Origin of the sequence: Bacillus sp. Marseille-P3661 (genome assembly GCF_900240995.1) — a bacterium.
In the GTDB taxonomy this organism is placed as follows: domain Bacteria; phylum Bacillota; class Bacilli; order Bacillales; family Bacillaceae_J; genus OESV01.
This window is the reverse complement of sequence record NZ_LT965954.1, coordinates 602,462-615,816: the sequence shown is the minus strand read 5'-3', so window position 1 is coordinate 615,816 and position 13,355 is coordinate 602,462. Positions and strand designations below refer to the sequence as shown.

At 34.5% G+C, this 13,355-nt stretch carries 13 protein-coding genes; 7 read left to right on the top strand and 6 right to left on the bottom strand.

The genetic code is table 11. The annotated features are described in order from the left end of the window. Nucleotides 1-12: 12 nt before the first annotated feature. The 4 genes from C1724_RS13980 to C1724_RS13965 all read right to left on the bottom strand — a co-directional run bounded on the left by C1724_RS13980 (nt 13) and on the right by C1724_RS13965 (nt 2,848). A complete protein-coding gene (locus C1724_RS13980) occupies nt 13-252 on the bottom strand; it encodes a DUF2249 domain-containing protein (protein WP_102347369.1) in 240 nt (79 codons plus the stop codon). A 158-nt stretch (nt 253-410) separates the two neighbouring features. Beyond that, nucleotides 411-710 (bottom strand): metal-sulfur cluster assembly factor, encoded by a 300-nt coding sequence (locus tag C1724_RS13975; protein WP_102347368.1) that lies wholly within the window; start codon nt 708-710, stop codon nt 411-413. A 19-nt stretch (nt 711-729) separates the two neighbouring features. Then, on the bottom strand, nt 730-1,980 hold the full coding sequence (locus C1724_RS13970; protein WP_102347367.1) for a hypothetical protein: 1,251 nt from the start codon (nt 1,978-1,980) through the stop codon (nt 730-732). A gap of 169 nt (nt 1,981-2,149) precedes the next feature. Then, nucleotides 2,150-2,848 (bottom strand): Crp/Fnr family transcriptional regulator, encoded by a 699-nt coding sequence (locus C1724_RS13965; RefSeq protein WP_102347366.1) that lies wholly within the window; start codon nt 2,846-2,848, stop codon nt 2,150-2,152. A gap of 310 nt (nt 2,849-3,158) precedes the next feature. On the opposite strand from C1724_RS13965, the gene C1724_RS13960 reads away from it, so the two are divergent. Together C1724_RS13960 and C1724_RS13955 are read left to right on the top strand one after the other, a co-directional pair. Beyond that, nucleotides 3,159-4,280, top strand: coding sequence for a TIGR04053 family radical SAM/SPASM domain-containing protein (locus C1724_RS13960; protein WP_102347365.1), 1,122 nt, complete (start codon nt 3,159-3,161; stop codon nt 4,278-4,280). 278 nt (nt 4,281-4,558) lie between these two features. Next, nucleotides 4,559-5,272 carry a YwiC-like family protein gene (locus C1724_RS13955; protein WP_102347364.1) on the top strand — a complete coding sequence of 238 codons (714 nt, stop codon included), beginning with the start codon at nt 4,559-4,561 and terminating at the stop codon, nt 5,270-5,272. 198 nt (nt 5,273-5,470) lie between these two features. Here the strand turns inward: C1724_RS13955 and C1724_RS13950 are convergent, their stop codons facing one another. Beyond that, nucleotides 5,471-6,166 carry a Crp/Fnr family transcriptional regulator gene (locus C1724_RS13950; RefSeq protein WP_374703465.1) on the bottom strand — a complete coding sequence of 232 codons (696 nt, stop codon included), beginning with the start codon at nt 6,164-6,166 and terminating at the stop codon, nt 5,471-5,473. Between the two features lie 432 nt (nt 6,167-6,598). Here C1724_RS13950 and moaA point away from each other — a divergent pair, with 432 nt between their 5' ends. Beyond that, on the top strand, nt 6,599-7,597 hold the full coding sequence (gene moaA / locus C1724_RS13945; protein WP_102347362.1) for a GTP 3',8-cyclase MoaA: 999 nt from the start codon (nt 6,599-6,601) through the stop codon (nt 7,595-7,597). Between the two features lie 185 nt (nt 7,598-7,782). Here moaA and C1724_RS13940 read toward each other — a convergent pair whose 3' ends face one another. Next, nucleotides 7,783-8,499 carry a Crp/Fnr family transcriptional regulator gene (locus C1724_RS13940; RefSeq protein WP_102347361.1) on the bottom strand — a complete coding sequence of 239 codons (717 nt, stop codon included), beginning with the start codon at nt 8,497-8,499 and terminating at the stop codon, nt 7,783-7,785. Between the two features lie 297 nt (nt 8,500-8,796). Between C1724_RS13940 and argC the strand changes: the two genes are divergently transcribed. From argC to C1724_RS13920, 4 genes are all read left to right on the top strand, one after another. Beyond that, nucleotides 8,797-9,834, top strand: a complete 1,038-nt coding sequence (gene argC, locus C1724_RS13935) for an N-acetyl-gamma-glutamyl-phosphate reductase (protein WP_180994278.1) — start codon at nt 8,797-8,799, stop codon at nt 9,832-9,834. A gap of 80 nt (nt 9,835-9,914) precedes the next feature. Then, nucleotides 9,915-11,153 carry a bifunctional glutamate N-acetyltransferase/amino-acid acetyltransferase ArgJ gene (argJ, locus tag C1724_RS13930; RefSeq protein ID WP_374703464.1) on the top strand — a complete coding sequence of 413 codons (1,239 nt, stop codon included), beginning with the start codon at nt 9,915-9,917 and terminating at the stop codon, nt 11,151-11,153. Nucleotides 11,154-11,329: 176 nt separating this feature from the next. Further along, nucleotides 11,330-12,109, top strand: coding sequence for an acetylglutamate kinase (gene argB / locus C1724_RS13925; RefSeq protein ID WP_102347358.1), 780 nt, complete (start codon nt 11,330-11,332; stop codon nt 12,107-12,109). A 22-nt stretch (nt 12,110-12,131) separates the two neighbouring features. Continuing rightward, nucleotides 12,132-13,286, top strand: a complete 1,155-nt coding sequence (locus tag C1724_RS13920; protein WP_102347938.1) for an acetylornithine transaminase — start codon at nt 12,132-12,134, stop codon at nt 13,284-13,286. Nucleotides 13,287-13,355 lie beyond the last annotated feature (69 nt).

Here is a 13,355-nt window from a genome sequence, read left to right as displayed (position 1 = left end):
ATTTCCTCCTTATTAACCTTTTATAAAGGTTACTTTCCAGTAATCTTGAGCAAGTTCTTCTGTCTCGGAAGTATAACCTTTAGAACCAAGTACACCAAGAAGAGGAGTAGGTTTAAATGGAGCGTATAATATTAAAGTATCTCCACTATTAAATGTCTCAATGGTGCACATAATTTTTTGAAATGGATCTTGCTTGTTTTGGATATCTTCTCTGACATCAAGTTCAACTACTTTATTAATTTGTTCAGTCATTATGCTCACTCCAGTTATAGTAATTTTAAAGTTTAGTAACATTGATAATCATTTAGAATTTTTGTACGTTCTGACTTCAATAAAGACCAGCTTCTTCGTCAATAACTCAACGAATGTGAGCTGTACTTAAGGAAAGGTAGGGCTTTTGCCTAATCTAATTAAGCGCCTAACCAATTTCTTGCACGTTCACTCATTCTATCAGGAGACCAAGCTGGCTCCCATACAAGATTGACTTGAACATTTTTAACTTCTTCAAGTGCTTCAACTACAAACTTAGCACCGTTTGTAATGCTGTCGTGCAGTGGACAACCTGGGGTTGTTAACGTCATCGTAATATCCACGTTATGGTTATCATCGATATCTACTTCATAAATAAGCCCTAAGTCTACTACATTTACTCCTAATTCAGGATCAATTACAGATTCTAATTCTTTCATAACCATCTCTTTTAAGTTCATTTTAAATTCCTCCAAAGGTTTATTTTTTTACAACAACCATAATTGCAATACTAAATACTGTGGAAACAATAGCTAATAATATTTGAAAAGTGGTATATAAATTAGTTAATTGAAAAGCAAACGAAATAACCATTCCAAGCATACATACAAAGAATAAAATAAATAAATTGGTTCCCAGTTTATCATTCATTAATTGTTTTAGGGTTGGTACGTTAGGTTTACCCATTTCCTTGCTATATCGGTGTGTCCACCATAAGAAAGGAACGATTTTAAATAGGTAGCCGATAATACTAAAAACAATCCAACCGATGATATAAATATAAATAAGTACTCCATAAACAAATGAAGATATTGATATAAAAGATGCAACAGCTGCAGCTAGATGAATAACCCATCCAATTAGAATTGCGATAAGTGAAAATATAAAGGGATTATCCAGTTTCTTTTTTAATCGTTTATTAATGATTTCTTTCATATTCCATACGAATAAAGAGAAACCAATCAACAGCAATAGCATTCCTAACTGGAAAAGTATAGCTTGATTAGTCCAAAATGAGATCGCAGTACTGAGCAAGCCTACAAAATAGATTACAAATAAGGGTTTAGATAGCTTCATAGAGAAACCGTGAGATAATGAGAACATCGGAACCATTTTATAAGAAAAGCCGAAAATCAATAATGTAAACCATCCTGCGACACCAAACAATATATGCGTTTTTAGAATCGTTTCGTGATTATTCAGTCCGATATACCCGCCTACACTTGCTGCGAGTAATATTCCTAAAGTAATCGTAATGAGAAGTGACAATAAAGCACTACCAACAAATAACGTTAGTATATTCTTTTCAGCTTGTTTCCTCAGTGTCATAAACATCTGAACTAGAAACATCAAAATCCCTACAATAGTAATTACACCAGTAAGTAAAATAAACTTAGGGTAATAACCAAGCGACAACGAAAATCCTGTAATGCCAATCGCTGTCACGCCAAACTGAGCAAATCCAAATTTTTCACTCCAAATGGGTGTTAAAAAAGCGACCGGAACTAATTGATACATAGAACCCATGGCAACCATTAATGCCCAACCTAGTAATAAAAAATGGGCAGCCATCCATAGTGGTGGAATTCGAAATGCTCCATTTACGATCAAATCTCCGCTAAAAATTAATGCAAATTGAGAGCCTGCGAATGCTAGTAAACTATAAAATATAAAGGAAAATGGCAATTTTATATTTGTTTCTGTTTTAGAAAGACCCGCTAGTCCATTCATGGTGTCACCTCCGACAGCTAAAGATTAACTTATGCTCTTATGATAACCATTTTCATTTGATAATTAAGTGATATAAATCACGAATTAAACAAAATGTTCGAAATGAAGGGTACTTGAATATTATGGAAGGGTATTTCATAAAAAAAAGCCAACCAATGGTTGACTTTAGCTAAAATAATTGATCTTTTAATTTTTCGATTTCTATAATATATAGACCTTCTGAATTTGTATTGAGCAGTTCTTTCTTTTTAAGTTGATTTAAAGTTCTACTGACTGTTTCTCGTGAACTTCCAATCATATTAGCTAATTCCCGATTTGTAAAGGGAGTAGTAATTAATAATTTTTTTTCATCACCATTAATCGGAACTCCGTGGTCATGACTTAAACGTAGAAGTAGTTTTATGATTTGTTCATAAGTATTAGATAATATTTGTTCTTCAAGGCGTTCTTGGAGATCGATTATTTTTTCTCCCATAACTCTGAATAATTTAATACTTACCTCTGGATATTTAACAAGAATTTGTTCGAAATTAGCAATTGGTATGACAACTATACTAGATGGTTCTAATACTTCTGCATGTGCCGGAAATTCACCTTTACGGAAAAAGCCAACATGTGGAAACATATCACCGTCTTTTAATACAGAAACAATTTGTTCCTTGCCGTTAAAATCCGTTTTGTAGATTTTAACTTTCCCACTATGAATGAAAAATACACGATCAAGTGGATCCCCCTGCATAAAAACATGTGTCCTTGGTTCAAAAGTTCTTGTTTGGGAGATATCAATAATGGGTTGTAACTCATCATCGGTTAATTCTTTAAAAATTGTAAAACTATGGAGCAGCTTTGTAATTGAAATTGATGACATTTTATTCCACCCTTTTATATATCGTTATTTCCGTACTATATATGTTTATATATTTGAATGTATTTAATTATATTGTATCAAATCTCATACAGGTTGAAAAAACAAAAAAACATAATAACTGATAATACAACATTTATTAAATTTGAGTTATATATTTCTTACTATATTTGTATTTTCATATGTTAACTTTGATCTATTAATTAAGGTACAACTTTGTGAACACTCCATGATATGTGATATATGTCACATAATTAGCTTGTTGTTAACTGTAAAATGTATTCATAGTTTTACAGAGAAGGAGTGGATTCACGTGTTTAGTCGTGATTATCATAAAGATCCATTTATTGTTATATGGGAGTTAACAAGAGCTTGTCAGCTAAAATGTCTACACTGTCGCGCTGAGGCGCAATATAAACGCGATCCTCGCGAGTTATCGTTTGAAGAAGGAAAAAAACTAATAGATGATATATATGAAATGAATAATCCAATGTTAGTATTTACCGGTGGAGATCCACTGATGCGTGAGGATGTATACGATATTGCTGATTATGCGATAAAAAAAGGTGTTCGTGTATCCATGACACCAAGTGCAACACCCAATGTGACAAAAGAAGCAATAGAAAAAGCGAAGGAAGTTGGTCTTGCGCGTTGGGCCTTTAGTCTAGATGGACCAACAGCCGAGATACATGATCATTTTAGAGGTACGAACGGCTCATTTGATCTCACAATGAAAGCTATCAAATATTTACATGAACTGGAAATCCCGATTCAAATTAATACTGTCATCTCTCGTTATAATATTGATGTATTAGATGAAATGGCAAAGCTGATCGAAGAATTAGATTGTGTATTATGGAGTGTATTTTTCTTAGTACCAACGGGACGTGGCCAAGAATCAGACATGATTTCGCCAGTACAACATGAACAAGTTTTCACGTGGTTGTATAAATTGAGCAAACGAGTTAAATTTGATATTAAAACAACTGCAGCTCAACATTATCGAAGAGTGGTTATTCAGAACAAGATGAGAGAAAATCTTACAGATAACGACGGTATTAATTATGAAGATGCATTAATGCATGGTTCAACAGGTACAATTGATGGACTAGGTCGTGCACCAAAAGGTGTAAATGATGGAAATGGATTTGTATTTATTTCACATATTGGGGATGTCTATCCAAGTGGATTATTACCAGTAAAGGCTGGAAATATTAGAGAAACTCCAATAGCTGAAATTTATCGTCAATCACCCATTTTCAAGTCTTTACGTAACCCGGATATGTACAAAGGAAAGTGCGGCGTATGTGAATTTAGACATGTATGCGGCGGTTCAAGGTCTAGAGCGTATGCAATGACAGGTGATTATCTAGAAAGTGAACCATTCTGTGTATATATACCTAAAGCGTTAAGGAAGAAACAAGAACAAGTTTAAACAGCCTAGCAGGAATAATTTTAGGTCTAGCTCCTAAATTTCAAAATGCTTTCTATCATAATTAGTTATTATATAGTCGGCAGAAGGTAAACTGCCGACTTTTTATCGGTTAGAAAAATTTACTTCAGCTGAAGTGCTTTGAGGAGTGTGAAGCCAGGAAACTAGAAATATGATAAGTGGGTCTAAATGACAATCTAAGGACTGACGAAATATTGGTACTTGTAGAAATTTGGATATGTATTTCTAAATGATAAAATATATAGCAAGAGGTGAGGTTGATGAAATTATTGTTACCTAAACAGCATGGGGCATGGGCCATGTTAATTTTACCTTTTGTACTAGGAATGGTGATTGGCGGGCCAAGCTGGTTACACATATCATTATTTATTGGATGGTTAATGCTTTATTTAGCTACTTATCCTTTTATTATGCTCTTTAAAGGCAAGCAAAAAAAGTTACATCTAAAATGGACAGGGATTTATGGTGGGATTGCAATAGCATCATTAATTATCCCGGTTATTTATGTACCACAGCTTATTTATTTTGGACTAGCTATGGCACCGTTCTTCCTGATTAATATTTATTATGCGAAACGAAATCAGGAAAGGGCATTACTTAATGATTTTAGTGCGATTGCGGCATTTGGAATAGGTGGTGTTGCCAGTTATTATGTTGGACAAGGTATTATTTCAGAGCATGCAATATTAATTTGGGTTTGCTCACTATTATTCTTTATGGGCAGTGCATTTTTTGTGAAAACATTAATTAGAGAAAAGAAAAATCCAGCTTTTCGCTGGATTTCATGGGGTTTTCATTTAAGCGTTATTATCATTGTTTCAGTATTTGGTTATCCACTGTTAGCTCTTGCATATATTCCAAGTATGATTCGTGCAATATGGTGTGTTGGAAAGGCATTGACTCCGAAGGAAATAGGCATTTTAGAGATTGTTAATTCAGCTTTTTTCTTAGGTATTATGGCAGTATTTTTATAATATTAACAAAACTAGTGCAATCCAGCCCAGCGTCCACCCGCTCTAGGTCAAAGAGCTCTAATTGCTAATTATTGGCAACGCCGCAAGACGTGGCGGTTTTAGCCGGTGCTTGCCTAGGATGAAAAGTCTAGATAAAATTCCCCCGATGTCCACAGGACGTAGACAACGGGGGAAATGAGGTTGATTTAGCTTTTTGTGTTACTCGATACTACAAAGTTCAGGAGGACATCCTTCACAATTAATTTCATCTCTAAGATATTGGAGGTTATTAATTGTGATTTTTGTTTTATTAATAGAAATAATATCATTTTTACGGAGATCACTTAACATGCGGTTTACACTCTCTCTAGAGGTACCGCAAAAGTTTGCAAGCTCCTGATTTGTTAAAGGAAGATCGATAAAAACACTTCCATCTTTATTTTTTATTCCATAGCTGTTTGACATTCGAATTAATGTTGAATAAAGTGCACCTTTTTTACCATGAAGAACAAGGTCCCTAAATTTAGTTTGTGTTTTTCTAAAATGATCGCTCATCCATTTCATAAACTCATAAGCTATTTGTCCGTTCTTGAGTAATTCTTTTTCTAATGTCTCTTTTTTCACTACAGCAACCTCGCCATTTTCTAAGACCTTAGCGTTTAGCAAGTATTTTGCCTCGTTTGTGAAAAGCGTAAGTTCGCCCACAATGTCCCCAACTTTGGCGATTCGTAATGATAATTCTTTTCCATCGGGAGATATTTTACTAATCTGAATTCTTCCCGAACGTAATATATACAATTCAGTAGCAGGCATACCTTCCTGAAATAAAAAGGTGCCTTTTTGAACCTTTATAGTATGATCAACTGAATTTAATAATTCAGTCAAGTCTTTAGACATTTGGTTTTGAGTTACGATGTTTGTATTAAGCATTTACAAAACCCCTCTTCGACGCATTTCGTCAAAATTCTCATTATATTTTATAGTTAAAGGTATATAAACAAAGTAGTCAAGTGCTTTCAGGTTTATTCATTTACACCGTCTCCACAGTGTTTATGCATAGATATAATTATAATCGCTAGTTGGTGGATAGATTGAATAAACATATGACAATTTATTGACGATTAATACAAATTTAACGCTATTTAGGTATTGGATATGTGAACAATTAGTGAAAGTAACAAGGAACGTGATTAAATTCACACTGTTTTACAAATGGTTTAAGCTACAATGAAAACTATAGATTCCATTAGGTAAAAATAATATGTTTCATTTTATAGATTGTCATTAATTTTGTATCAATATTAAAGAAAGAGGAAGTTCTCTTTCTTTTGAAAAGAGAGTGGTAGGATGAATAAGCGGATAAACTTAGTCGATAGATATGGCCGTTACCATGATTATCTACGAATATCAGTAACCGATCGCTGTAATCTTAGATGTCATTATTGTGTTCCAGATGGTCAACACCAATGTATGGATTACTCAAAAATATTAACGGATGAAGAAATACTTAAAATCGTTAAGGTGGGCTCTGAATTAGGGGTTCGGAAAATTAGAATTACAGGTGGCGAGCCGTTATTACGAAAAAATTTGCCACAGCTTATCTCAGGAATAAAATCAAATTCAAATATTGAAGATATTGCTTTAACAACAAATGGCGTATTTTTAAGTAAATACGGAAGAGAATTAAAAGAAGCAGGTTTAGATCGTGTGAATATAAGTTTAGATTCATTGAACGAAAATAAGTTTTCCTATATAACAAGAGATGGTAGCCTAGATCAAGTATTGGACGGCATTCAAACTGCAATAGATCTTGGATTTCATCCTGTAAAGTTAAATGTAGTCTTAATGAAAGATTTTAATCTAGATGAAGTAGAAGAATTTTTACGATGGTCAATTCGTGAGCCGATTGAAATTCGTTTTATTGAATATATGCCCATTGGAACAGATAACACTATTTGGAGTAACCAATATCAGTCATTAGAAATTGTAGAAGAGATAGCAAAAGGTATTAGGCCGTATCATTTATTGAATAAACAAAATGTAACAGGCCCTGCTCAACAGTATTCATTTGAAAATGGAGTAGGTAAATTTGGTTTAATACACCCAATTTCGTGCAACTTTTGTGATAACTGTAATCGATTAAGATTAACGGCAGATGGATACTTAAAACCATGCTTATTCTGGCAAGATGAAGTTTCTTTAAAACAATTTATAGATAATGAAGAACAGTTAATTAATGCATTTAAAAAAGCTCTATTTATTAAACCTGAACGTCACAAAATGGGTGAAGATAGCTTTGAGAATGGAAATCCGACAACACGTGTTATGTCCGCTATTGGTGGATAATAAATATATATTTAACCCCCTTTTTTGATAAGTGCCACTGGCGCTTTTTTTTGTACCTACTTGTCCAGTTTTTTTATTCGTTGGGAAAGGAACTACTACTACAAGTAAGAGACCATATCAAATGACTTGGTCTCTTACTTGTGGTATGTGTTGGTTTTACCATGTCTAGACGAAATACCCAATTATTAACCCCAATTCTCTAGCTTTGATTCGTGTTGATCAGGGAACATTGTACAAAAACCACACCAATTGTTAATCACGATATTTTTATCATCCATGCTTACTAGATCTTGTTCTTTTAATTTAGAAAGGACTCTGCTAACACTTTCACGTGTTGAGCCGACTATATTAGCGAGCTCCTGGATTGATAAGGATAATTCAATTTTGACTCCACCGTGCATATTATTTCCAAAATCGCGTGCAAGCTTTTCAATCGCTTTTACAGTTTTTCCATAGACGTCCAGTAAGGCAATGTCCCTTAATGTTTCTGTAAATGATCGTAACTGAGTGCTCATAAAACGAATCATTTCAATTGAAACATCTGGGTTGATTGACATTAATTCTTGTAAATCACTTGTCATTAAATATAAGACTTCACCGTCAGACAACATTTGAGCTGTTGCAGGATAGTGTGAGTCTGGTTCAGTAAATAATGATGCCTCTGCAAAAATATTGCCATCTCGTTTTATACAAACAATTAATTCCTTACCTTGGGAATTAATCTTTTTTAGTTTAACAACTCCTCTTTTTACAAAGTAAACAGCTCTTGCCTGGTCCGATTCATGGAATATAAAATCATGTTTCTTGTGAGTAGATGTCTTCACTTTAGAACTCAGAATTTCAATCACATGGTCAGGGAGGTTTTTAAAAATATCTATTTGTTTAAGAAACTGTGAGTGCATGTGAGATCCCCCTTTATAATTGGTAAACTAGTATTTAGTAACTTCTTTTAATTATAAATATCATCTGAAGAACTCGGTGTGATAATTATCACGTATTATAAATATGTTCACAAAATTCTCAAAAACTTTTCAAAAAACGTGATTGATGTTATTTATATCCAACATTGGTAAATAATTAAGCTGAATTGTAAAAAAAATAAAAAATTAATAAAAATACATTTGATTTTATTTTTATGCAAATATATAATATTAAATAATTTCAAATAATAAAGGATTAGATTTTTTAGGGGGATCATGATGAAAATAGCGATAGTAGGAGCAACGGGTTATGGTGGAGCTGAATTAATACGATTATTAAATCATCATCCGGAGGTAGAAGTTGTATCCTTACACTCCTCTTCACAACAAGGCACTCCATTTACTGATAGCTACTCTCATCTTCAACATATTGTTGATCATAGTTTAGAAGATATTGAGCCTGCTAAAATGGCAGAGAATGTAGATCTTGTATTTTTAGCAACTCCATCTGGTATTTCAAGTAAATTAACGCCACAGTTAGCTAGTGAAGGTCTTAAAGTAATAGACTTGTCTGGTGATTTAAGACTTAAGAATACTGATGATTATGAAAAATGGTATAAAAAATCTGCTGCGCCTGAAGATATTATTTTAAAATCAGCCTATGGATTGGCAGAATGGTTTAAAGAGGAAGTAAAGCAAGCCAATATAATTGCTAATGCTGGGTGCTATCCTACTGCAACTTTATTAGGAATTGCTCCTCTAGTTCAGAATAACCTTATTGAAGAAAATTCAATTATTGTAGATGCTAAGTCAGCCGTATCAGGTGCAGGTCGCTCGCCTTCTCCTGTAACTCATTTTACCGAAATGAATGATAACTTTAAAATATACAAGGTAAATCAGCACCAACATATACCTGAAATTGAACAGGTATTAAATGGCTGGAATTCCGAAATAAAGCCAATTAGTTTTAGTACTCATCTTGTACCGATGAGCCGAGGAATAATGGCGACTATTTATGCGAGTGCGAAGACAGCAACAACTACTGTTGATCTAATAAACTTATATAAGGAAATATACGCAGATTGTCCGTTTGTAAGGGTTAGGCCACAAGGTCATTTCCCATCAACCAAAGAGGTTTACGGTTCTAATTACTGTGATATTGGCATTGCTTACGATGAAAGAACAAATAGAATCATGATTGTTTCGGTAATTGACAATTTAGTAAAAGGCGCTGCAGGGCAGGCCATTCAAAATTTAAACATAATGCTAGGGATAGATGAACGTACAGGGTTAAATTTTGTACCGGTATATCCATAGAACATTCATCTTAATAGTTTAATAAACTGAAGTGAAATTAAATACTTCTTCAATAATTTGAAGTGTTAAAGGAGAGAACAATCTTGGTATTGAAAACGGAGAGTGCATACATTAAGAAACTCCAAAACGGAACAGTTACAAGTCCCAAAGGATTTATGGCAACTGGAGTATTTGCAGGAGTAAGAAAAAAAGATAAACGTGATTTAGGACTTATTCTTAGTGAAGTTCCTGCAAGTTGTGCAGCCGTTTATACATTAAATTCATTTCAGGCCGCTCCATTAAAGGTTACAAAAGAAAGTATTAATACAGAATATAAACTTCAAGCTATAGTTTGTAATAGTGGTAATGCAAATGCATGTACTGGCAAGCAAGGTGAAGAAGATGCTTATAAAATGAGACATACGACAGCATCTAAATTTAATATTCCTGAGCACTATGTAGCTGTAGCATCAACCGGTGTTATTGGCGAATTGTTGCCAATAGAGAAGATTGTAGCTGGTATTGGAGAATTAATGCCCGTTCATGATGTAGTGGGCGGCGAACACTTTAGTTCAGCCATTTTGACAACTGATTTAGTTCCGAAAACAACGTGTTATGAGTTTACAATAAACGATAGAACCGTTACGATTGCAGGCGCAGCCAAAGGTTCTGGTATGATTCATCCGAACATGGCAACAATGCTAGGCTTTGTAACGACTGATGCAGCGATTGAATCCAATGTTTTGCAAAATACTTTAAGAGAGATTACCAATCAAACTTTTAATCGGATAACGGTGGATGGTGATACGTCTACTAACGATATGGTCGTTGTAATGGCAAACGGATTAGCTGGAAATGATACTTTATCACCAACACATCCTGAATGGCCAATTTTTTATCAGGCTTTAAAGTTAGCTTGTGAAGATTTAGCTAAAGAAATCGCTAAAGATGGCGAAGGTGCGACTAAGTTAGTTGAAGTACAGGTCGAAGGCGCACTTACAGATGAAGATGCGGGCAAAGTTGCTAAAAGTGTTGTCGGTTCTTCTTTAGTTAAGACAGCTGTATATGGGGCGGATGCAAATTGGGGACGAATAATATGTGCAGTAGGATACAGTGGTGTAACTATTGATCCTGATTTAGTAGACGTGTTTATTGGCGATATTCAAATGCTGAAAAATGGTCAACCAATTCCATTTTCAGAAGAAGACGCAACTGCCTATTTAAGTGAGAAAGAAGTAATGATTAAAGTGAATTTAAACTTAAATGAAGGTAAAGGAAAAGCTTGGGGTTGTGATCTTTCATACGATTATGTTCGTATAAATGCTAGTTATAGAACTTAATAGATATGATCATGTTAATTTATCTTCCGCCTGTTGACGCAAGGATAGGCGGATAACTTTTGCTTTGGCGCTTACGCTTTAGAACGTCAAATAATATATAAAAACTTGGAGCTTGAACAGCCAGCTCCAGCGCCCTTAACCAGGTCGCTTGCGCTTTTGAAATTGGGGGAGTGAAATTGGAAGATATTGTACTAATTAAATGTGGTGGCAGTACACTTGAAAATTTAAGTGATGATTTTTTTCAGAGCATTGCAGAGCTAATGGAGACTGGAAAGAAACCCGTGATTGTTCACGGTGGTGGTCCTGAAATAAAGAAGACATTGTCAGATTTAAATGTTGAATCAGAGTTTGTTGATGGTCTGCGCAAGACAACAGAAGAAGTATTGGATGTTGTTGAGATGGTATTAGCAGGTCGGGTAAATAAAGACGTTGTAACAAACATGCAAAGAAATGGTGTTAAAGCCATTGGGTTGTCAGGAGTTGACGGCGAACTCTTAAAAGTTAAAGCAATTGACATCGATAAACTTGGCTACGTAGGAGAGGTTATAAATGTTAATAGTGCTTTAATACATGACCTTTTGACTCTAAATTATGTGCCTGTTATTGCACCTATTGGTATAGATAATGATTATAAAAAGTTTAATATTAATGCAGATACAGCTGCCGGAGCCATTGCGAAAAGCTTAGCTGCCAATCAGCTATTATTTGTAACAGATGTTCCTGGAATCTTAAAGGACGGTGAGCTGATTCCGGTATTAACAGCCCAAGAAGTGCTATCTTTAATTGAAGATGGAACAATATATGGCGGCATGATTCCAAAGGTAAAATCGGCACTAGACTCGTTAACTGGAAATTTACAAGAAATTATTATTGTAGACGGAAAAAGCTCTAAAATAGTTAATAACGGTCAAATCATAGGAACAAAAATTATTAAAGAACACGTAAATTCAATCTAATAAGTGGGTGATGAACTTGGAAATGGAAGCGGTATTTCCAACCTATGCTCGGTGGAATATAGAAATTGTTCAAGCAGAAGGTACAAAAGTAATTGATCAAAATGGAAAAGAATATTTAGACTTTATTTCAGGTATTGCAGTATGTAACTTGGGCCATAGACCACCACAAGTACAAAAGGCGCTTGAAGAACAGTTAAATAAAGTGTGGCATGTATCAAATCTTTTTCAATCAAGCCTGCAACAGCAAGTAGCTGATTTGTTAACAAAGAACTCTTCCGGTGATTTGGTATTCTACTGTAATAGTGGTGCAGAGGCGAACGAAGCAGCAATTAAATTAGCTCGTAAGCATACACAAAAATCAAAAATAATAACATTTAAACAATCTTTTCATGGGCGTACATTTGCAACAATGTCGGCTACAGGACAAGAAAAAATTCATTCGGGATATGGAGAATTACTTCAACAATTTGTATATCTACCGTATAATGATGAAGAATCAATCGAAAACGAAATGGATGAAAGTGTAGCTGCTATTATGTTAGAGGTCATCCAAGGAGAAGGTGGCGTAAACCCTGGGGAACAAAGTTTCTTAGAAAAATGTCAGCAGCTTTGTGAAAAATATGGTGCACTCTTTATTATTGACGAAGTGCAAACAGGAATCGGCAGAACAGGCAAACCATTTGCATATCAACACTACGGTCTTTCACCTGATATCATTACATCTGCAAAAGGGCTTGCTAGCGGTTTTCCAGTTGGCGCTATGATTGGTAAAGAGAAATTTAAAGAAACGTTTAATCCAGGTTCACACGGATCGACCTTTGGAGGCACTCCGTTAGCGATGACCGCTGCGAAAGCAACCCTAGAGCAGATTTTTGATCCAGCTTTCTTAAAAGAAGTAACAGAAAAAGGTGACTACTTAAACGAACAGCTTAACAAAGAACTAGCTGATATTCCATTTGTTAATGATATTAAAGGCAAAGGCTTAATGGTTGGAATTCATTGTGAAATTGAAGTAGGTTCGATTATTACGGAATTACGTGAACAAGGTTTGCTTGCATTAGTTGCAGGTCCAAAAGTGATTCGTCTACTTCCACCGCTGACAGTTTCAAAGGAAGAGATTGACAAAGCGGTGTATATGATTAAAAATATATTAACTAAAACGGAGACTGTGGCTTAATCAATGGCTGCATATTTTTTGAAACTCTATGAATAAAAATACTAGAACGTTAATAATTATACGTCACGG